At 71.4% G+C, this 20,175-nt stretch carries 15 protein-coding genes; 7 read left to right on the top strand and 8 right to left on the bottom strand.

The window, feature by feature from the left end; translation table 11 throughout:
* The first annotated feature begins 6 nt into the window (after nt 1–6).
* Nucleotides 7–495, top strand: a complete 489-nt coding sequence (locus ACIP98_RS00555; RefSeq protein WP_319660094.1) for an ATP-binding protein — start codon at nt 7–9, stop codon at nt 493–495.
* A gap of 40 nt (nt 496–535) precedes the next feature.
* Here ACIP98_RS00555 and ACIP98_RS00550 read toward each other — a convergent pair whose 3' ends face one another.
* The 4 genes from ACIP98_RS00550 to ACIP98_RS00535 all read right to left on the bottom strand — a co-directional run bounded on the left by ACIP98_RS00550 (nt 536) and on the right by ACIP98_RS00535 (nt 4,699).
* On the bottom strand, nt 536–775 hold the full coding sequence (locus ACIP98_RS00550; RefSeq protein ID WP_319660093.1) for a DUF397 domain-containing protein: 240 nt from the start codon (nt 773–775) through the stop codon (nt 536–538).
* Between the two features lie 234 nt (nt 776–1,009).
* Complete coding sequence (locus ACIP98_RS00545; protein ID WP_319660092.1) at nt 1,010–1,963, bottom strand: pirin family protein; 954 nt, start codon at nt 1,961–1,963, stop codon at nt 1,010–1,012.
* A gap of 147 nt (nt 1,964–2,110) precedes the next feature.
* On the bottom strand, nt 2,111–2,584 hold the full coding sequence (locus tag ACIP98_RS00540; RefSeq protein WP_389249720.1) for an SseB family protein: 474 nt from the start codon (nt 2,582–2,584) through the stop codon (nt 2,111–2,113).
* Nucleotides 2,585–2,605: 21 nt separating this feature from the next.
* Nucleotides 2,606–4,699 (bottom strand): SpoIIE family protein phosphatase, encoded by a 2,094-nt coding sequence (locus tag ACIP98_RS00535; protein WP_401973023.1) that lies wholly within the window; start codon nt 4,697–4,699, stop codon nt 2,606–2,608.
* Nucleotides 4,700–4,816: 117 nt separating this feature from the next.
* Here ACIP98_RS00535 and aspS point away from each other — a divergent pair, with 117 nt between their 5' ends.
* Entirely contained in the window at nt 4,817–6,595 is a 1,779-nt protein-coding gene (gene aspS / locus ACIP98_RS00530) for an aspartate--tRNA ligase (protein ID WP_319660091.1), read from the top strand.
* 201 nt (nt 6,596–6,796) lie between these two features.
* Here the strand turns inward: aspS and ACIP98_RS00525 are convergent, their stop codons facing one another.
* Both ACIP98_RS00525 and metG read right to left on the bottom strand, forming a co-directional pair.
* Nucleotides 6,797–7,351: a hypothetical protein gene (locus tag ACIP98_RS00525; RefSeq protein WP_319660090.1), complete on the bottom strand. Its 555-nt coding sequence runs from the start codon at nt 7,349–7,351 to the stop codon at nt 6,797–6,799.
* Complete coding sequence (gene metG / locus ACIP98_RS00520) at nt 7,351–9,078, bottom strand: methionine--tRNA ligase (protein WP_319660089.1); 1,728 nt, start codon at nt 9,076–9,078, stop codon at nt 7,351–7,353. Before metG ends, ACIP98_RS00525 begins: the two co-directional genes overlap by 1 nt.
* Before the next feature lie 135 nt (nt 9,079–9,213).
* Between metG and ACIP98_RS00515 the strand changes: the two genes are divergently transcribed.
* The 4 genes from ACIP98_RS00515 to ACIP98_RS00500 all read left to right on the top strand — a co-directional run bounded on the left by ACIP98_RS00515 (nt 9,214) and on the right by ACIP98_RS00500 (nt 13,927).
* Entirely contained in the window at nt 9,214–10,290 is a 1,077-nt protein-coding gene (locus tag ACIP98_RS00515) for an AI-2E family transporter (protein ID WP_319660088.1), read from the top strand.
* Nucleotides 10,291–10,402: 112 nt separating this feature from the next.
* Nucleotides 10,403–12,232 (top strand): acyl-CoA dehydrogenase, encoded by a 1,830-nt coding sequence (locus tag ACIP98_RS00510; protein WP_319660087.1) that lies wholly within the window; start codon nt 10,403–10,405, stop codon nt 12,230–12,232.
* Nucleotides 12,233–12,328: 96 nt separating this feature from the next.
* A complete protein-coding gene (locus ACIP98_RS00505) occupies nt 12,329–13,618 on the top strand; it encodes a M18 family aminopeptidase (RefSeq protein ID WP_401973022.1) in 1,290 nt (429 codons plus the stop codon).
* 87 nt (nt 13,619–13,705) lie between these two features.
* Nucleotides 13,706–13,927, top strand: coding sequence for a hypothetical protein (locus ACIP98_RS00500; protein WP_319660085.1), 222 nt, complete (start codon nt 13,706–13,708; stop codon nt 13,925–13,927).
* A 16-nt stretch (nt 13,928–13,943) separates the two neighbouring features.
* On the opposite strand, the gene ACIP98_RS00495 is transcribed toward ACIP98_RS00500, so the two are convergent.
* Nucleotides 13,944–15,761, bottom strand: coding sequence for an NHL domain-containing thioredoxin family protein (locus ACIP98_RS00495; protein WP_319660084.1), 1,818 nt, complete (start codon nt 15,759–15,761; stop codon nt 13,944–13,946).
* A 68-nt stretch (nt 15,762–15,829) separates the two neighbouring features.
* Here ACIP98_RS00495 and ACIP98_RS00490 point away from each other — a divergent pair, with 68 nt between their 5' ends.
* Nucleotides 15,830–16,582: a hypothetical protein gene (locus ACIP98_RS00490; protein WP_401973021.1), complete on the top strand. Its 753-nt coding sequence runs from the start codon at nt 15,830–15,832 to the stop codon at nt 16,580–16,582.
* A 69-nt stretch (nt 16,583–16,651) separates the two neighbouring features.
* Here ACIP98_RS00490 and ACIP98_RS00485 read toward each other — a convergent pair whose 3' ends face one another.
* Nucleotides 16,652–20,128, bottom strand: coding sequence for an IPT/TIG domain-containing protein (locus ACIP98_RS00485; RefSeq protein WP_401973020.1), 3,477 nt, complete (start codon nt 20,126–20,128; stop codon nt 16,652–16,654).
* Between the last annotated feature and the right edge of the window lie 47 nt (nt 20,129–20,175).

Genomic DNA, 20,175 nt, shown 5'->3' with positions numbered 1-20,175 from the left:
GTGCGCATGTGGACCGATAGCTCGACCGGACTGCAGCCCTTATGGGACGGGCTGATCCCCGAGCGCCTTTCGTCGTCGAGCGCCACGTCCTGCCCGCTCCCGCCGCGCTACGAGGCCGTCGGTGACGCGCGCCGGTTCACCCGGTCCATTCTCCGCGCATGGGACCTGGAAGCACTCCAGGACGGCGTGGAACTCGTCGCCTCGGAACTGGTCACCAACGCGCTGCGCTACGCGCTGCCCGAGGAGGCCGCCGAGGGGTGCGTCCGGCTCAGCCTGGTGCGGTGGTCAACGCGCGTAGTCTGCGCGGTCCGCGACCCCAGCAGTCACGGGCCGGTCACCAAGGCGCCCGACTTCGTGGCGGAGTCCGGCCGGGGACTGCACCTGGTGGAGTCCTTCAGCGAGACCTGGGGCTGGCACCCGCTGAGCGGGACCGGCAAGGTCGTCTGGGCGCTGTTCACGCTGCCCGGCGAACCCGGGGACTCCGAGGAGCCGTAGGACGTGAGCGGCGCGCCGTCACCGTAAGTGACGGCCGCGGTCAATTCGCCACAAGGTGATCGAACTCCCCGTTCTTCATCCCGAGAATGAGGGATTCGATCTCTTCCTTCGTATATATCAGCGCCGGTCCGTCCGGAAAACGCGAATTGCGGACGGCCACATCACCGTCGGGCAGTGCGGCGAGTTCCACGCACTGCCCGTTGGCATTGCTGTGCCGGCTCTTCTGCCACGCCACGCCGGAGAGATCGGACGCGGCCATGCCGTTGTACGTGTGGCGCATGCTTCTCTCCAGGTAAGTACCGTGCAGGACAGGGGAGATGATAGCCAGAGATCGAAGTCACGTGCATCTGCACGTGCAAGTGCACGTGCAGTCACTCAGGGTGAATGCACCTGCCAACGAACACCGCAACGACCCGCCGCGCGGAACTGTCCCCACCGTATGCGACGGCCCCGGACGGGAATCGGATTCCCGGCCGGGGCCGCGTTATGCAAGGTGCCGCCGAGCGGCGCCGGATCACTCCTGACCGGCGGGAATCCTGCCGAGCCGACCGGCCTGGAAGTCCTCGAAGGCCTGGGCGAGTTCGGCGTGGGTGTTCATCACGAACGGGCCGTACTGCATCATCGGCTCGCGGATCGGGAGCCCGCCGAGGAGCACGACCTCGAAGTTGGGGCTGCGCGTTTCCTGGCTCTCGTCGGCGGTGATGGTGAGCGAGTCACCGCGCCCGAAGACCACGGCCTGCCCCATCCGGAACGGCCGGCCCTCCGGGCCCGCGGTGCCGCGGCCGGCCAGGCCGTACGCCAGGGCGTTGAAGTCCGCGCGCCAGGGCAGCGTCACCTGGGCACCGGGGTTCACCGAGACGTGCAGCATGGTGATCGGGGTGTGCGTGGCACCCGGGCCCTGGTGGCCGTCGATGTCGCCCGCGATGATCCGGATGAGCGCGCCGCCGTCCTCGGAGGCCAGCATCTTGACGTTGCCGCCGCGGATGTCCTGGTACTTCGGCGCGATCATCTTGTCCTTGGCCGGCAGGTTCACCCACAGCTGCAGGCCGTGGAAGAGGCCGCCGCTCATGACCAGCGCCTCCGGCGGGGTCTCGATGTGCAGCAGGCCGCTGCCCGCCGTCATCCACTGCGTGTCACCGTCGCTGATGGTGCCGCCGCCGCCGTGCGAGTCCTGGTGGATGAAGGCGCCGTCCATGATGTAGGTGACGGTCTCGAAGCCGCGGTGCGGGTGCCAGGGGGTGCCCTTGGGCTCGCCCGGCGCGTACTCCACCTCGCCCATCTGGTCCATCATGATGAACGGGTCGAGGTTCTTGTAGTCGATACCGGCGAAGGCCCGGCGGACCGGGAATCCCTCGCCCTCGAAGCCGGTCGGGGCGGTCGTCACCTGCAGCGCGCGACGCGCGTTCGCGCCCGCCGGAGCGGTGACACGCGGCAGGGTCAACGGGTTCTCGACGGTCACTGCGGGCATGATCCGGATCCTCCTCGGTTAGTTCAACGTTCAACATAGTTGAACCCTGAACTTCCCGCAAGCATTCCCTGGGTGTTTGTCCGGTTACTGCCCTGCGGCAGCGCCGGGGTGGGCAGCCAGGCGCCGGCGACCGACGGCCGGCGGCGGTCAGCCGTACATGCGGCGCATGGTGAACTCGACCATCTGCTCCACGGCCTTGGCGTCGAACACCATCCGGTGCTCGCCCTCCATGTCCAGCACGAAGCCGTAGCCGGTCGGCAGCAGGTCCAGCACCTCGGCGCCGGTGATGACGAAGTACTTGGACTCCTTGCCCGCGTACCGGCGCAGCTGCTTGAGCGAGGAGAACATCGGGATCACCGGCTGCTGCGTGTCGTGCAGCGCCAGGAAGCCCGGGTTGTCGCCGCGCGGGCAGTACACCTTGGAGGTGGCGAAGACCGCCTGGAAGTCCTCCGCCGACATCGAGCCGGTCGTGAACGCCCGCACCGCGTCCGCGAGCGACGGCGGCGACGGCTCGGGGTACCCCCCGCCCATCGGGGCACCGCCCATCGGCGCACCACCCATGGGCGCCCCGCCCATCGGAGGCGCCGCACCCGCCATAGCGTTCTGGTCGTAGCCGTACACGGGGGCAAGCGTATCGGGCCGCTAGCCCGCTGTGGGCGCTGTGGGCGCCTCGTACAGCTCGAACCAGATCGACTTGCCGTCGCCCCGCGGATCGACGCCCCAGGCGTCCGACAACTCCTGGACGAGCAGCAGACCGCGCCCGGAGGAGGCCATCTCCCCCGGTCTGCGCAGGTGCGGCATCTCGTCACCGCGGTCCCGCACATCCACCCGCAGCCGCCGCCGGCCGCCCGGCATCCCGCGCAGCTGGGCGGAGAGTGCCGCGTCCTCGTCCGTGTGCAGCAGGACGTTGGAGGCCAGTTCGGAGACCAGCAGCACGGCCGCGTCGACCTGCTCGGCGCAGGTCCAGTCGTGCAGGAGGGCCCGGACCTCCTCGCGGGCCGCCCCGACCTCCCGGGGGTCGGTCTGGGAGACGGTGAGCACGCTGCGGCGCAGCGGCACCTCGCAGACCGGCGGGTCGGCACGACGGCGCAGCAGCAACAGGGCGATGTCGTCCTGGCGGCGGTCGGCGAGCGGGCCGGTCGTGCGGTGCGAGGCGGGTCCGTGGACCGCCCCGACCACCGCGTCGGCCAGCGCCTCCAGATCGTCGGCCGGGCCGGACTCCAGCACGGTGCGCAGCCGGTCCCAGCCGGTGTCCAGGTCGTGGCCGCCGGTCTCGATCAGCCCGTCGGTGCAGAGCAGCAGGGTCTCGCCGGGCTCCAGGGTGATCCGGGTGGTCGGGTAGTCGGAGTCGGGGGCGATGCCCAACGGGAGGCCACCCGCCGTCCTGCGCGGGAGCACGGTGCCGTCCCGCAGCCGGACCGCCGGGTCCAGGTGCCCGGCCCGCACCACGTCCAGGGTGCCGTGCTCCGGGTCGACTTCCAGGTAGACGCAGGTCGCGAAGCGGTCGTCCTCCGTCCGCGCGCAACCGGTCAGCCCGGCCAGGAAGCGCGAGGTGCGGGACACCACCGCGTCCGCACGGTGCCCCTCGGCCGCGTACGCCCGCAGGGCGATCCGCAGCTGACCCATCAGCCCCGCCGCCCGTACGTCGTGGCCCTGGACGTCGCCGATGACCAGCGCGGTGCGCCCGGAGGGCAGGTCGATCACGTCGTACCAGTCGCCGCCGACCTGCAGTCCGCCGCCGGTGGGCACATAGCGCGTCGTCACGGTCATCCCGTCGATGTGCGGACGGCGCGTGGGCAGCATCGTGTGCCGCAGCCCGTCGGAGAGCTCGCGTTCCGACTCGTGCACCTGCGCCCGCCACAGCGCCTGGGCGAGCATCCGGGCGACCGTGGTCAGCACCGAGCGCTCGTCGGGCGTGAAGGCGACGGGCTCCCGGAAGGCGGCCATCCACGCGCCGATCGACCGCCCGGCGACGACCAGCGGCAGATAGGCCCAGGAGCGCCGGCCGAAGCCCCGGACCAGCGGCCAGGTCGCCGCGAAGCGCTCCTCGTAGGCCTCCGGGCTCGGCAGGTAGACCGCCTGGCCGGTACGGGCGGCCACCGCCGCCGGGTAGCCGGTGGTCAGCGGCATCTCCAGGAAGGGCGTCTCGGCGCCGGGCCGCTGCCCGTGGTGGCCGATGACCGACAGGTGGTCGCCGTGCACGCCGAAGACCGCCAGGCCGTCCGGCGAGAACCCGGGCATCGACAGATGAGCGGCGACCCGCAGCACCTCCTGCGTGCTGTCGGCCTCGGCCAGCGCCCGGCCCGCGTCCAGGAGGAACGCCTCGCGGGCCCGCCGCCGGGCGACGGGGCCCACCGCCGCGGTGCCGGCGCCGGGGCCGGGGGGCGCGGGCACCTCGTGCAGGGTGCCGACCATCTCCCGCGGCCGTCCGCCGGCGCCGCACGTGCCGCAGGCCCGCATGGCGACCGTCCGGACGATCCTCCCGTCCCGGCCGACCACCCTCAGACACGACTCGCACGGCGTGCCCTCCGCGACCGCCAGGGCCACTGCCGCCGACATGTCCACGTAGTCGGAGGCGTCGTAACAGGCGCGGACCACGCCCGAGTGCACCTTCTGCGGCCGTGGCGCCAGCCCGATCAGGCCCGCGCCGACCGCGTCGAGCTCCACCAGGTCCGTGGTGCCGTCCCAGCGCCATACGCCGGTGCCGAGCGCGGAGAGCACGTCCTCGATGCGCATTGGCAGCATTGTCATAGTTTAGGTTTGTTCGCACCCTTGATACGAATGGGGCCGCGGGTGCGCGGGCCCGTAGACTGGGGGCGCCTCATCCCCGCAAACAGACGACTTGGACGAACGATGCATCGGTACCGGTCCCACACCTGCGGTGAGCTGCGCGCCACCGACGTAGACGCGGAAGTGCGCCTCAGCGGATGGCTGCACAATCGCCGGGATCTGGGCGGCATCCTCTTCGTCGATCTCCGCGACCACTACGGCGTGGTGCAGCTCGTCGCCCGCCCGGGCTCGCCCGCGTACGAGGCGCTGAGCCACCAGTCGAAGGAGTCCGTGCTCCGCGTGGACGGCCGCGTGCTCGCCCGCACCGCGGAGAACGTCAACCCCGACCTGCCCACCGGCGAGGTCGAGGTCGAGGTCACCGAGCTGGAGGTGCTCGGCGCCGCCGACCAGCTGCCGTTCCCGGTCTTCCCGGAGGACAACGCCAACGAGGAGATGCGGCTCACCAACCGCTTCCTCGACCTGCGCCGCGCCCGCATGCACCGCAACATCATGCTGCGCACCCAGGTCATCAGCTTCCTGCGCCGCGAGATGACCGCGCTCGGCTTCAACGAGCTGGCCACCCCGATCCTGTCCGCGACCTCCCCCGAGGGCGCGCGCGACTTCCTGGTGCCCTCCCGCGTGCACGCCGGCAAGTTCTACGCACTCCCGCAGGCCCCGCAGCAGTTCAAGCAGCTGCTGATGATCGCCGGCTTCGACCGCTACTTCCAGATCGCGCCCTGCTTCCGCGACGAGGACAGCCGCGCCGACCGCTCGCCCGGCGAGTTCTACCAGCTCGACGTCGAGATGAGCTTCGTCGAGCAGGAGGACGTCTTCGGCGTCATCGAGAAGGTCATGACGGACCTCTTCGAGGAGTTCGGCGGCGGTCGCCACGTCACCTCGCCCTTCCCGCGGATCCCGTTCCGCGAGTCGATGGTGAAGTACGGCAACGACAAGCCCGACCTGCGCGCCAAGCTCGAACTGGTCGACGTCTCCGACCTGTTCGCCGAGTCCGGCTTCAAGGCCTTCGCCGGCAAGCACGTCCGCGCCCTGCCGGTGCCGGACACGGCGGACCAGCCGCGCAAGTTCTTCGACAACCTCGGCGACTACGCCGTCGAGCAGGGCGCCAAGGGCCTGGCCTGGGTGCGGGTCGGCGAGGACCTCGCCCTCACCGGACCGATCGCCAAGTTCCTCACCGAGGACGACGTCAAGGCGCTGCTCGCCGCCGTCGACGCCAAGCCGGGCCACGCGATCTTCTTCGGCGCCGGCGAGTTCGACGAGGTCTCCAAGATCATGAGCGCGGTCCGCGTCGAAGCCGCCAAGCGGGCCGGGCAGTTCGAGGAGGACGTCTTCCGCTTCTGCTGGATCGTCGACTTCCCGATGTTCGAGAAGAACGAGGACACCGGCCAGATCGAGTTCTCCCACAACCCGTTCTCCATGCCGCAGGGCGGCCTGGAGGCGCTGCAGACCAAGGACCCGCTGGACATCCTGGCGTGGCAGTACGACATCGTCTGCAACGGCGTCGAGCTCTCCTCCGGCGCGATCCGGAACCACGAACCGGACGTCATGTACAAGGCGTTCGAGATCGCCGGCTACACCCGCGAGACCGTCGAGCACGAGTTCGGCGGCATGCTCCGCGCCTTCCACTTCGGCGCCCCGCCGCACGGCGGCATCGCCCCCGGCGTCGACCGCATGGTCATGCTGCTCGCGGACGAGCCCAACATCCGCGAGACCATCGCCTTCCCGCTCAACCAGAACGCCCAGGACCTGCTCATGGGCGCCCCGAGCGAGGTCGACGAGGCGCGGCTGCGCGAGCTGCACCTCGCGCTGCGGCTGCCCCCCGAGAAGCCCGAGAAGAAGGCCTGACGGCCTCGGCACACCGTGACGCGGAGGGGCCCGGAACCGTTCTTCGGTTCCGGGCCCCCCCGCGTTCAGGTCGATCTTCACCCGGGCGCCGACGGTGCCCTTGCCGTTGCCGCTGCAACGCCACAGCTCAGTGCCGCTGTCACCTTCGCCCGGCGGGCGGCCGTGCACCTCCGCGGCGACATGCGACGACGGCCCAGCGGGTCAGGTGTCCATGGCGATGAGGGAGACGACCGGGCGGGCGCGGTCGGAGTCGTCGACGGCGATGCCGCGGACGTAGGCGCCGTGGGTCGCGCCGTCGGCCGCGACCTGGTCGCCTGCGTAGCGGGCGTGGGGCAGGCCCTCGGAGTCCTGGCGGCAGGGGTTGGCCTCGGGCTGCCCGGTGCGCAGGACGTCCACATCCCCGCTGAGCTTGGGGAGGCCGGAGCCGGTCAGGAAGTGCTGGAGGCCGGCCGCCGTGGTGCGGAAGCGCAACTCCAGGTCGTACTCCCCGGACAGGCCGCCGGACTGGGCGAGGTAGTGCACGTCCTTCGCGTCGGCGGGGAGCTCCAGCCGGAAGCGCCGGGCGGCCTTGTCGAGGGCGACGTTGCTGCCGCGGCAGGCGCCGCCCGCGTCCGGGGCCGCCCCGGTGCGGGAGTCGTGGTCGCCGGTCAGCGAGACGGCGACGATGACGGCCGCGACCACCAGGGCCAGGGTCAGGCCGACCGACAGCAGGAGCAGGAACGGGGACTTGCCCTGGACGGGCGCCGGCGTGCTCATCAGGCGGCTTCCGGCTGTCCGCCGAAGCGCTCGCGGTAGGACTCCAGGTCCTCATCGGTGATCTTGGCGAAGAGCACCGGTGGGACGGTGAAGGCCGTGCCCGGCGGCACCGCGGACAGGGCGCGGGCCTCGTCGGCGGTGACCCAGACCGCGGTGTCGTCCGCCAGCGCGAAGGCACCGCGCATGGCGGCGGCGGAGGCCGGGATGAAGGGCTCGGAGACCACCGCGTACAGGTGGATGAGGTTCATCGCGGTGCGCAGGGTGAGCGCGGCGCCGTCCGGATCGGTCTTGATCTCCAGCCAGGGCGCCTTCTCCTCCAGGTAGGAGTTGCCGGCGCTCCACAGCGCGCGCAGTGCCTGCGCGGCCTTGCGGAACTGCAGGTCCTCCATGTGCCGCTCGTATTCGCCGAGGAGCTCGGCGATCTGCGCGCCGAGGCGCTGCTCGGCCTCGCCCGCCGCGGAGCCCGCGGGCACCTCGTCGCCGAAGCGCTTGCGGGAGAAGGACAGCACGCGGTTGACGAAGTTGCCGAGGGTGTCGGCGAGGTCCTTGTTGACCGAGGCCGCGAAGTGCTCCCAGGTGAAGGAGGTGTCGTCGGACTCGGGCGCGTTGGCGATCAGGAAGTAGCGCCAGTAGTCGGCCGGCAGGATCTCCAGGGCGGCGTCGGTGAAGATGCCGCGGCGCTGCGAGGTGGAGAACTTGCCGCCGTAGTAGGTCAGCCAGTTGAAGGCCTTGACGTAGTCGACCTTCTTCCACTTGTCCCGGGTGCCCAGCAGTGTCGCCGGGAACATCACGGTGTGGAAGGGGACGTTGTCCTTGGCCATGAACTCGGTGTAGCGGACGTCGGTGTCGACGTCGTACCACCAGGAGCGCCAGTCCCGGGTCTCGCCCGCGGCAGCCGCGTCCGACCACTCCTTGGTGGCGCCGATGTACTCGATCGGCGCGTCGAACCAGACGTAGAAGACCTTGCCCTCAGCCGCGAGCTCCGGCCAGGTGTCGGCCGGGACGGGCACGCCCCAGTCGAGGTCGCGGGTGATCGCGCGGTCCTGCAGGCCCTCGGTGAGCCACTTGCGGGCGATGGAGGAGGCGAGGGTGGGCCAGTCCTTGCCGTGCTCGTCGACCCAGGCCTCGACCTCGTGGGAGAGCTTGGACTGCAGCAGGAACAGGTGCTTGGTCTCCCGGACCTCCAGCCGGCTGCTGCCGCTGATCGCGGAGCGGGGCTCGATCAGGTCGGTCGGGTCCAGGACCCGGGTGCAGTTCTCGCACTGGTCGCCGCGTGCCTTGTCGTAGCCGCAGTGCGGGCAGGTGCCGACGATGTAGCGGTCGGGCAGGAAGCGCTCGTCGTCCAGGGAGTAGACCTGGCGGATGGCGCGCTCCTCGATGAAGCCGTTCTCCTTCAGCTCCCGCGCGATGGCCTGGGTGATCTCCCGGTTCTGCTGCGAGGAGCTGCGGCCGAAGTAGTCGAACGAGAGCGCGAAGCCGTCGTAGACCGCCTTCTGCGCGTCGTGCTGCTGGGCGCAGAAAGCGTCGACCGGCAGGCCGGCCTCCTGCGCGGCGAGTTCGGCCGGGGTGCCGTGCTCGTCGGTGGCGCAGATGTAGAGGACCTCGTGGCCGCGCTGGCGCAGGTACCGGGAGTAGACGTCGGCCGGGAGCATGGACCCCACCATGTTGCCCAAGTGCTTGATCCCGTTGATGTACGGAAGGGCGCTGGTGATGAGGTGTCGAGCCATTGCCGGCTGCTCCCAAGTCGCTACTGTGGGTGAGGATTTTCTCTACGGACCGTCAATAGCGTATCCGACCGCGCGACGCCACCCGTTCGCCGTGCCCGGCATGCGGACACCGCGGGGCCGTGATCCGGTGGGCGGGTGGACGCGCCCCTCCTGCCGGCCGCCGCGCGCCGGACGGGCGCGTGGTGCGCCGTCGTGCTGCTCCTGGCCGGCGTGGGCGCGCTGGTGGTCTGGCTCGTCGTCACCTTCGCGGCGGTCGTGACGCCCGTCCTGCTGGCGCTGCTGGGCAGTGCCCTGCTGGGGCCGCTGTACCGCTGGCTGCGGACGGTACGGGTGCAGCGGTCGCTGGCCGCGGCGCTGACGTGCCTGGCCCTTCTGGTGTTCGCCGCGGGCGCGATGTACATCGTGGTGCAGAGCCTCATGCACTCCGGGGGCCAGATCGTGGCGTCGCTGAAGGAGGTGGCCCACAAGGTGATGCCGGAGCTCGGCGTGTCGGGGCCGTCGCTGGACAACACCTTCGACAGCCTCAAGTCCTTCGCGACCAAGTACGGCGCCCGGGCCGCCTCCGGGGTGGTGTCCGGGATCAGCATCGTGGGCCAGATCATCGCGACCGCCATTCTGGCGCTGCTGCTGACCTTCTTCTTCCTGCGCGACGGCGGCCGCTTCCCCGTCCTGCTGCGCGAACTGGCCCCGCACGGCATCGGGCCGCTTTTGGAGCGGATCGCCCACCGGGCCTTCGCCGCGGTGCAGGGCTTCATGCGGGGCACGACGCTGATCGCGCTGATCGACGCCGTGTGCATCACCGTCGGGCTGCTGATCCTGCGGGTGCCGGGGGCGGTCGGGCTCGGCGCGCTCGTCTTCGTGGGGGCGTACATCCCGTACCTGGGGGCGTTCATCTCCGGCGCGGTGGCGGTCCTGGTGGCGCTGGCGGACCGCGGATGGCTGGTGGCACTGTGGGCGCTGGGCGTGGTGCTGGCCGTGCAGGTGCTGGAGGGGCACGTGCTGCAGCCGACGATCCAGAGCCGCACCGTCCACATGCACCCGGCGGTGGTGCTGCTGGCGATCACCGCGGGGGCGAGCCTGGCCGGCATCCTCGGGATGCTGCTGGCGGTGCCGATCGCGGCCGCGGCCTTTGCGGCCGTGGACGAACTCAGGCGCCGGGGCGGGGGTGTTCCTCCAGAAGTCGAAGGGCCTGCGTCACATCCGGCCGGATAGGGGTTGTTTTTATTACCGACGGGTAGCATCATTACCGACTGGTAAGTGATAAAGCTGCGAGGACTGCGAACTCCCACCCGCTGTCCGACCGATCCCCGACGGAGCCGTCGCCATGGGCCACTACAAGTCAAACCTTCGCGACATCGAGTTCAACCTCTTCGAGGTCCTCGGGCGCGACAAGATCTACGGCACCGGCCCGTTCGCCGAGATGGACGTCGAGACCGCCAAGGACATCCTGGGCGAGATCACGCGCCTCGCGGAGAACGAGCTCGCCGACTCCTTCGCCGACGCCGACCGCACCCCGCCGGTCTTCGACCCCAAGACCAACACGGCGCCGGTCCCGGACACCTTCAAGAAGAGCTACAAGGCCTTCATGGCCGCCGAGTACTGGCGCCTGGGCCTGCCCGAGGAAATCGGCGGCACCACCGCCCCGCCGTCCCTGATCTGGTCGTACGCGGAGCTGGTCCTCGGCGCGAACCCGGCCATCTGGATGTACTCCTCCGGCCCGGCCTTCGCCCGCATCCTCTTCGAGGAGGGCAACGAGGTCCAGAAGAAGATCGCCGAGATCGCCGTCGAGAAGACCTGGGGCTCCACCATGGTCCTCACCGAGCCGGACGCCGGCTCGGACGTGGGCGCCGGCCGCGCCAAGGCCGTCGAGCAGGAGGACGGCTCCTGGCACATCGAGGGCGTCAAGCGCTTCATCACTTCCGGTGAGCACGACATGGAGGAGAACATCCTCCACTACGTCCTCGCCCGCCCCGAGGGCCACGGCCCCGGCACCAAGGGCCTGTCCCTCTTCCTGGTCCCGAAGTACCTCTTCGACTTCGAGACCGGCGAGCTGGGCGAGCGCAACGGCGTCTACGCCACCAACGTCGAGCACAAGATGGGCCTGAAGGCCTCCAACACCTGCGAGATGACCTTCGGCGACAAGCACCCCGCCAAGGGCTGGCTGATCGGCGACAAGCACGACGGCATCCGCCAGATGTTCCGCATCATCGAGTTCGCCCGCATGATGGTCGGCACGAAGGCGATCTCCACGCTCTCCACCGGCTACCTGAACGCGCTGGAGTACGCCAAGGAGCGCGTGCAGGGCCCGGACCTGGCGCAGTTCATGGACAAGAGCGCCCCCAAGGTCACCATCACCCACCACCCCGACGTGCGCCGCTCGCTGCTGACGCAGAAGGCCTACGCCGAGGGCATGCGCGCCCTGGTCCTGTTCACCGCCTCCATCCAGGACGCGATCGCCGCGGCCGAGGTGACCGGCGAGGACACCAAGGAGCTGGAGGCGTTCAACGACCTGCTGCTGCCGATCGTCAAGGGCTACGGCTCCGAGAAGGGCTACGAGCAGCTGGCGCAGTCCCTGCAGATCTTCGGCGGCTCCGGCTTCCTGCAGGAGTACCCGATCGAGCAGTACATCCGGGACGCCAAGATCGACACCCTCTACGAGGGCACCACCGCCATCCAGGGCCAGGACTACTTCTTCCGGAAGATCGTCCGCAACCAGGGCGCGGCACTGACCACCCTCTCCGAGGAGATCAAGAAGTTCCTCGCCGAGGGCTCCGGCGGCGAGGAGCTGGCCGCCGCCCGCGAGCAGCTCGCCAAGGCCGCCGTGGACCTGGAGGCGATCGTCGGCAGGATGCTGACCGACCTCGCCGAGACCGAGAAGGACGTCAAGTCCATCTACAAGGTCGGCCTCAACACCACCCGCCTGCTGCTCGCCTCGGGCGACGTGGTCGTCGGCTACCTGCTGCTCAAGGGCGCGGCCGTCGCCCAGGCCAAGCTGGCCGCCGGCGCCTCAGCCAAGGACACCGCCTTCTACACCGGCAAGATCGCGGCGGCCCGGCACTTCGCCGCCGACGTCCTGCCGCAGGTCTCCGTGGCGCGCTCCGCCGCCGAGAGCGTGACCCTCGATGTGATGGAGCTGCCCGAAGAGGCCTTCTGATCACGGTTCGACCGGTTCCGGACGGGACCGATCGCGGCTACGGCGGCCCGCTCCCGCGACGAGGAGCGGGCCGCCGTGCGTCCCTATCCTTGAACCATGAACCCTCAGCCCCACTTCGACCGCAGCCACACCGATGACCTCGCCGCCTTCGTCGCGGCCAGCCCGTCGCAGTACCACGCGGTCGCCGGTGCCGCCGAGCGCCTGGAGAAGGCGGGTTTCCGACAGGTCGCCGAGACCGAGCCCTGGAACGCCGAGGCGGGCGGCAAGTACGTGCTGAGGGGCGGCGCGATCATCGCCTGGTACGTGCCCGAGGGCGCCGGCCCCGCCACCCCCTTCCGGATCGTCGGCGCGCACACCGACTCCACCAACCTGCGCGTCAAGCCGCGCCCCGACTCCGGCTCCTTCGGATGGCGCCAGATCGCCGTGGAGGTCTACGGCGGCGCCCTGCTCAACACCTGGCTCGACCGCGACCTGGGCCTGTGCGGCCGCCTGGTGCTGCGGGACGGCAGCACGCCCCTGGTCCACATCGACCGGCCGCTGCTGCGGGTGCCGCAGCTGGCCGTCCACCTGGACCGCGGCGTCAACGAGAACGGGCTCAAGCTCGACAAGCAGCGGCACATGCAGCCGATCTGGGGCCTCGGCGAGGTCGACGAGGGCGCACTGATGGCCTTCCTCGCCGAGGAGACCGGCGTCGCCGCCGCCGACGTCGTCGGCTGGGACCTGATGACGCACGACGTCCAGCCGCCCGCCTACCTCGGCCGCGACCGCGAATTCCTGGCCGCCGCCCGGCTGGACAACCTGCTCTCCGTGCACGCCGGCACCGCCGCACTGGCCTCCGTCGCCGGGTCGGCGCTGCCGTACATCCCGGTGCTGGCCGCCTTCGACCACGAGGAGACGGGCAGCGAGTCCGACACCGGCGCCGCCGGCCCGCTGCTCGGCAACGTCCTGGAGCGGTCCGTCTTCGCCCGCGGCGGCGGCTACGAGGACCGCGCCCGCGCCTTCGCCGGCACGGTGTGCGTCTCCGCCGACACCGGCCACGCCGTGCACCCCAACTACGCGGAGAAGCACGACCCGACGCACCGCCCGATGCCCAACGGCGGCCCCATCCTCAAGGTCAACGTCAGCCAGCGCTACGCCACCGACGGCGCCGGCCGCGGCGTCTTCGCGGCCGCCTGCGAGCGCGCCGGGGTGCCGTGGCAGTCCTTCGTCTCCAACAACGCCATGCCCTGCGGTACGACCATCGGCCCCATCACCGCCGCCCGGCACGGCATCACGACCGTGGACGTCGGCGTGCCGATCCTGTCGATGCACTCCGCGCGCGAGCTGTGCGGCGCCGACGACCCGCACCTGCTGGCGAGCGCGCTCAAGGCGTTCCTTGAGGGCTGACCGCCCACACCGGTCATGAGATGTCCGCCTCCGGGTAGGCGAAGGTCTACCAGCCCCTAGGGCCAGAGCAGTTCGGAGGCGGACATCATGGGCATCGGCGGTTGCATCGGTCTCATCGCGGTGGGGGCCATCCTCACCTTCGCGACCGACTGGCACATGGCCGGGGTCAACCTGGACCTGGTCGGCCTCATCATGATGGCGGTCGGCGTCATCGGTGTGGCGGCGTACGTCAGCATCTTCAAGCGGCGCCGGATCGTGGAGCCGATGCCGGTCGTCGAGGAACGGGACCGCCACTACCCGCACATCTGACCGGCATGACGGCGCCTCAGGCGTCCATGCCCGCCAGCACCAGGGCCAGGCGGGTGTCCCCGTCGCCGGTCAGGCGTACGGGGACACCCCAGTCCTGCTGGTGCACATGGCAGGCCGGGAACTCGTTGTCCGGGTCGTCGTCGCACGAGGCGGCCATCGCCGACACGTGCAGCACCCCTTCCGCCACCTCGGCGTTGAGCACGAGGTCCCGGAAGAGGTCCGTTCCCTTCCCCTCGCCCTCCAGCAGCAGTTCGGGCGGGGTCGAGCTCACCAGCAGCCGGGTCGAGGGACCGTAGCGCCGGTCCAGCTTCTGGCCGGCCGGCGCGGTGAAGACCACGTCCAGCCGCAGCGCCCCCGGCGCCACCTCCGTGGCGGGACGCTGCGTGCGGTGCGCCGCGGCCTCGACCCGCACGGCCTCCTCCGGCAGCCGCAGCCGCGTCAGCCGGTGCCGCGCCGACTCCACGACCACCACCTCGTCGCCGTCCAGCACGGCCCCCGAGGGCTCGCGCAGATCGGTCGCCAGCGTGGTCACCTCACCCGAGGCCGGGTCGAACCGGCGCAGGGCGTGGTTGTACGTGTCGCTGACCGCGACCGAGCCGTCGGGCAGCGCGGTCACGCCCAGCGGGTGCTGGAGCAGCGCCTGCTCCGCCGCGCCGTCGCGGTGGCCGAAGTCGAACAGGCCCGTCCCGACCGCGGTGCGCACCGCGTAGCCGTCACCGGCGTCGGCTCCGGCTCCGTCCCGCTCCACCCAGCGCAGCGCGCTGGTCTCGGAGTCGGCGACCCACAGCCGGTCCTCCGCCGCCGCGAGTCCGGACGGCTGCGCGAACCACGCCTCGTCCGCCGGGCCGTCCACCAGGCCCTCGTTGGTCGTGCCGGCCGCGACCCGCACGGTGCCGTCCTGCGGGTCGTACGTCCACAGCTGGTGGACGCCGGCCATCGCGATCCACACCTTGCCGTCCCACCAGGCCACGTCCCACGGCGAGGACAGATCCACCTCAAGGGCCGGGCCCGACGTCGCCGACCCCTGCCACCACTGCCTGCCCGTCCCGGCGACCGTCTGCAGGGCGCCGCTGTCCGGGTCGAACGTGCGCAGCCGGTGGTTCACGGTGTCCGCGACCACCACGGTGCCGTCCGGCAGCAGCGCCAGGCCCTGCGGCTCGTTGAAGTCGCCCGGCTCCCCGATCCGCCGCACCACGGTCTCCGTGTCCGGGGCGACCTCCACCAGCTGGTGCCGCGTGGAGTCCGACACCAGCAGGTTGCCCGACGGCAGCCGCAGCGCCTTGCCCGGGAACCGCAGATGCGTCGCCACCGGCTCCGGCGGCACGTACGGGCCGTCCCCGCGCCGCAGTGTGCCCTTCGCCGCGTGCTCCTCCTCCAGCTCCGTGACCAGCGCCTCCAGCGCGTGCGCGTGGCCCTCACCGGAGTGCTGGGCGACGATGTAGCCCTCGGGGTCGATCACGGTGAGCGTGGGCCACGCCCGCACGGCGTACTGCTTCCACGTCGCCAGCTCGGGGTCGTCCAGCACGGGGTGGTGCACCCCGTACCGCTCCACGGCGTCCACGACCGCCTGGTGCTCCGCCTCGTGCACGAACTTCGGCGAGTGCACGCCGACGATCACCACGGTGTCGCGGTGCTTCTCCTCCAGCTCGCGCAGTTCGTCCAGGACGTGCAGGCAGTTGATGCAGCAGAACGTCCAGAAGTCCAGAATGACGACGGATCCGCGCAGGTCGGAGAGGGTCAGCTGCTTTCCGCCGGTGTTCAGCCAGCCGCCCTTCCCGATCAGCTCGGGGGCACGGACACGGGCACGGCGGGAGGCGGGAGCGGCATCGTTCATGCTGCAAGGATGCCATCCGGGCGCGGACACCTGTTCACGCGCGAGGGGCACGGAACAGGGGGCGGCGGATGACCACGGACGGGCGCGGGACGGACGACGGCGGGACGGCACGGCGGGCACAGCCGCCACAGGTGTTCATGGCGCTGCCGGAGCACACGGAGGACCGGCGCGAAGCGTTCTCGCGGTGTCTGGCGGACGTCGCCCGCCTCCTGCGGCTCGACGTCCCTGCCCGGCCGGAGCCGGGCCCTGTGCCCGGGGGCGAACGAGCCTGGGAGCACCGTGTCCGGACGGCGCTGCGTGCGGCGTGCCGCCGGGGGCTGAGCCTCTCCGAGGAGTCCTTCGACGTGCTGCTCAGGGCGGCCGTCCACGACCCGGATCCGAGCTTCGACCGTCAGTTCGTCGAGCCCGCCCTGAACGCTTTCGGGTACCGGCGCGTCCGGGCCGCGCTGCTGCGGTACCTGCGGACGGGCACGGATCCGGAACGGGCGGGCGCCGCACGGGCCTGGTACTGGACCGCCCTGCCGCTGCGGATGCCGCTCGTGCGGGCGGAGGAACCCCGCACCGCCGACCGGGAGGAGCCCGAGGACGGTCGGGCCCTGGTGGCGAAGTGGCACCAGGCCGCGCTGCGGGAGTTCGTGGAGAACGAGCACCTCGACGTCCGCCGCAGCATCCTCCCGGAACTGCCGCTGCGCACATCCGCCTATCCGCCGGAACTGCACGATCTGGTGCACGCGGCGGTGGCCATCGCCCGCTCCCACCCCGACGCGTACATCCGGCACCGGGTCGAGCACCAGGTGGGGGACGGGCACTCCGCCGGATGAACGCGTCCGCCCCCGGCCGCGTGTTGGCGGCCGGGGGCGGACGGGAGCGGGAGCGGGCAGCGGGACGGCTCAGCGGGCGACGGTCGACGTCGCCCTGCTCGTGGCCGACCCGGTGGAGTGGCCGGTGCGTACGGCGCTCACCTTGACGGTGATCCTCTTGCCCCGCTGGGCGGACTTCAGGACCAGCGTGGACTTGGTCGCGCCCGCGATCGCCTTGCCGTTCGCGTACCACTGGTAGCGGTACGAGGTCGGCGCGGGCGACCAGGTACCGTGCCCCGCGGTGAGCGTGCGGCCCACCTTGGCGGTGCCCGAGATCGCCGGGAGCTTGGTGGCCTTGGGCGCGAGGCCCCTGGCGACCGTGACCGCGGACGTGGTGGCGGAGCCGTCACTGCATCCCGCGCGGCGGGCGGTCACCGTCAGGGACAGCTTCCTGCCCGTCAGCGAGGCCGGGACCGTGTACGTGGATTTCGTCGCCCCGGAGATCGCCTTGCCGTCGGCCTTCCACTGGTAGGCGTAGGAGGACGGGGCGGGCGACCACGTGCCGGGGGCCGCGGTGAGCTTGACGCCGACCCGCACGGTTCCCTTGATCGCCGGGTGGGCGGTGGCCTTGGGCGCGAGCCCCTTCGCGACGGTGGCGGAGGGGGTGGTGGCAGTGCCGTCGCGGTAACCGGCGCGGCGGGCCGTCACCGTCACTGTGAGCTTCTTGCCCAGCAGCGAGGACGGCACCGTGTACGCCGACCCGGTGGCGCCGGAGATCGCCGTACCGTCGGCCCTCCACTGGTAGGCGTACGCCTCGGGCGCGGCCGACCACGTGCCGGGGGAGGCGGTGAGCTTCTCGCCGACCCGGACCGTGCCCTTGACCGCCGGGGTGGTGGTGGCCTTCAACGCGGGCTGCTCGGTGACGGTGAAGGTGCCCTGCTGACGCTCCCAGCCGTCGTGGGTGAAGACGCTGAGGCTCAAGGTGCCGGGGGCGACCCCGCTGAGGTCCAGCACGGCGGTCAGGGTCCTGCGGTCGGCCGAGACCGAGACCGTGGTGGCGGTGATCGGCGTACCGCCGGACCGGTAGATCCGGACCTTGTCGTCCTGGTGCAGGGCGCTGCCCGTCACCGTGACGGTGGTTCTGCCGCCGCTCGGACCCGTGGTCGGGGTCACCCCCGTGACGCCGATCCTCTCGGTGCCGCAGGGTCCGGACGTGCAGACGAGTTCGGCCCGGTAGGAGGTCTGCGCCGCCTTCTCGGGGAGGCCGAGGACGAAGACGCTCGGGGTCGTCTTCGCCGTGGCCGGCTCGTTCACCGAGCACTGGTACCCGCTGGGGATGTACAGCGTGCAGCCGTTGTCGAGGCTCTCGTCGTAGAGGGCGGGCACCGCGGTCTCGGTGGCGCCGCCGGTGTCGGTCACGGGGACGTCGAAGCGGTCGTGGTAGGCGGTGGGCAGCGCCGCGCAGACGGCGGTGTGCTGCTCGTCGAGGGTGCCGGTGACGGGCCCGTACCCGTAACTGATGTTCGGGACCGTGACGCACTCGGGCGCCGGGCCCTGCGGCGTGGCGATGCGCAGGGCGTCGAATCGGTAGGAGGAGGCGGCCTTCAGGGAGGACGGGACCGTGACCAGCACCTGGTAGCGAGTCGAACCGCTCACGGCGCAGGACGAGTTGGCACGAAGGCAGAGGCTCTTGCCGTCGGCGTCGAAGACGTACGAGTTCGCGGTGCCGAGTGCGTCACGGACATTGACGTGCAGGGTGTCCCCCGCGTTCGCCGTGGTGACCTGCCGGCACACCGTCTCGCCCGGCACGCCCAGTGCCCCGCCCGTGGACGGACCGCCCACCGCGGTCGCCGGGTTGGCGGTGCAGCCCTTGGCGGTCGCCGTGACGTCGCGGCGGACGAGGGTGTAGGTCGCAGCGGTCTCCCGGCCGGTGACCAGCACGGTGTGCGCCACACCCGGAGTGAGGCCGCAGGCGACCCAGGTCAGCAGCGAGGGCCCCGCGGAGCACACCTGCTTCCCGTCGGCGTCCAGGACCGAGAAACGTGCCGTGCCCGTGGTCCCCGGAGCCGCGCGCAGGTGCAGGGTCTCCATCGCGCTGTGGTCGTCGGCCGGAATGGTCAGGCAGTGGGAGAAGGCACCGTCGCCGGTTCCGAATCCGGCCGAGGCACTGGCGGCGGTGAAGTCGCCGGCCGGGAAGACCTGGCAGCCGCTCGCGTCGTCCGTCCGGTGGAAGGCGAGGTCGTACGGACCCGTGGGCGTGGACTGAGTCGTGGTGGAGACCAGGGCGCGGAACGGGCCCGTGCCGGTGAGCGCGCACGAGCCCTGGGCGAGGTCCGTCCCGTCGCACCGCTGTACGCCCTCGGCGTCGACCACGACGACGTCGATGCTCGGGCCGGTCGTGCTCAGGGGCCGCAGCGCCGCCATCCGGGCCCCCTCGGGGAGGGACAGCGTCAGGCAGTCGACCTCGCCGACCTCGCCGAGTTCGCCGTGGTACGTGCCCAGTCCGGCGGGCCGGCAGCCCGCGGTGGAGGAGCGGTCGAGGATGAGGGTCGACTGATCGGTGAGCACGGTGTAGGTGCCCGCGGGCAGCTCGCAGGAACGGCAGACGCTCTTGCCGGCCCGGTCGTAGACATCGGTCCCGGAACGGCTGTCGGAGGAGACCTGGTACACGTCGTAGCGTCCGGCCTTCGGCGCCGTGAAGACCTTGCACTCGGTGCCCGGGGTGGTCGCCGTGGGCCCGGAGCCGAAGGTGTTGAGCGGGACGGTCTCGCAGCCGGCGGGGTCCGACAGCCGGCGAACGGCGACGGTGTGCTCGGCCGGCGACCCGTCGCCGGTCCCGGTGACCTGCCTGAGTACCCGGTACGGGCCGTCACCGGGCAGCACACAGCCGATGCTGTCGTCCTCGTTGAAGTGCGGGCAGATGCGCGCCCCGGTCGCGTCCGTGATCCAGGACGTGGCTCCGGCGTACAGGGTGGTGCCGTCCGCGTACAGCAGGACCCGTTCGCCCGCCGTGCCGGTGAACGGCACGCACGCCATCCCCAGCGGGCCGGGCACGGACACGTCCACGGCCGGGGTGTCCCACGACGTGCCGGTCTCCGGCCCGCAGTTCGCGGTCGTGGCGAGAGCGACCACCGCGAGGTCGAACGTATCCGTGGTCCACCCGTAGTTGGCAACCGTGACGGTGTAGGCGCCCGCGTGGGGCAGTTCGCACCAGCCCGCGCTGCCCCACTCCGCGTCGTAGCAGTTCAGCGGGGCGGCGCCGTCGTACACCTGGGCGCCGGTCTCGCCGTGGAGGTCGTGCACCAGGACCCGGTGCAGCCCCGGCTGCTCAGCGGTGAAGGTGTAGCAGACGGTGCCGTCCTCGGGAAGGGTCGCCGAGGCCACCGCGGACCCCGGGTCGCCGAACGGGGCAAGCGGCAGGACGGCGCAGTCGCCGGGTTCCGCGGCGGTATCGGCGTACGCCGGTGCCGCGCCCACCGGCAGCAGGGCCGCCAGCAGGGCCGACAGGACGAGCAGCAGTGCGGCGTACGGCGCGGGTCTCCCCGTCGTACGCGGGTGTCGAGGCATTCCGTTCCCCCCGGAGCGGTCTGATGAGACGCATGGGTGCGTCGGGT

It is taken from the genome of Streptomyces sp. NPDC088354 (assembly GCF_044753585.1).
Classification (GTDB): domain Bacteria; phylum Actinomycetota; class Actinomycetes; order Streptomycetales; family Streptomycetaceae; genus Actinacidiphila.
The sequence above is the reverse complement of the archived record's forward strand: the minus strand, read 5'-3'. Positions and strand labels throughout refer to the sequence as shown.

Bases quoted from the DNA above. Each gene is read 5' to 3' on its own strand.
- ACIP98_RS00535 (WP_401973023.1), bottom strand. From the start codon at position 4,699: ATGCGCATCGAGGACGTGCTCTCCGCGCTCGGCACCGGCGTATGGCGC.
- ACIP98_RS00485 (WP_401973020.1), bottom strand. From the start codon at position 20,128: ATGCCTCGACACCCGCGTACGACGGGGAGACCCGCGCCGTACGCCGCA.
- metG (WP_319660089.1), bottom strand. From the start codon at position 9,078: ATGGCTCGACACCTCATCACCAGCGCCCTTCCGTACATCAACGGGATC.
- ACIP98_RS00500 (WP_319660085.1), top strand. From the start codon at position 13,706: ATGGGCATCGGCGGTTGCATCGGTCTCATCGCGGTGGGGGCCATCCTC.
- ACIP98_RS00555 (WP_319660094.1), top strand. From the start codon at position 7: ATGTGGACCGATAGCTCGACCGGACTGCAGCCCTTATGGGACGGGCTG.
- ACIP98_RS00550 (WP_319660093.1), bottom strand. From the start codon at position 775: ATGCGCCACACGTACAACGGCATGGCCGCGTCCGATCTCTCCGGCGTG.
- ACIP98_RS00525 (WP_319660090.1), bottom strand. From the start codon at position 7,351: ATGAGCACGCCGGCGCCCGTCCAGGGCAAGTCCCCGTTCCTGCTCCTG.
- ACIP98_RS00510 (WP_319660087.1), top strand. From the start codon at position 10,403: ATGGGCCACTACAAGTCAAACCTTCGCGACATCGAGTTCAACCTCTTC.
- ACIP98_RS00505 (WP_401973022.1), top strand. From the start codon at position 12,329: ATGAACCCTCAGCCCCACTTCGACCGCAGCCACACCGATGACCTCGCC.
- ACIP98_RS00490 (WP_401973021.1), top strand. From the start codon at position 15,830: ATGACCACGGACGGGCGCGGGACGGACGACGGCGGGACGGCACGGCGG.
- aspS (WP_319660091.1), top strand. From the start codon at position 4,817: ATGCATCGGTACCGGTCCCACACCTGCGGTGAGCTGCGCGCCACCGAC.
- ACIP98_RS00495 (WP_319660084.1), bottom strand. From the start codon at position 15,761: ATGAACGATGCCGCTCCCGCCTCCCGCCGTGCCCGTGTCCGTGCCCCC.
- ACIP98_RS00545 (WP_319660092.1), bottom strand. From the start codon at position 1,963: ATGCCCGCAGTGACCGTCGAGAACCCGTTGACCCTGCCGCGTGTCACC.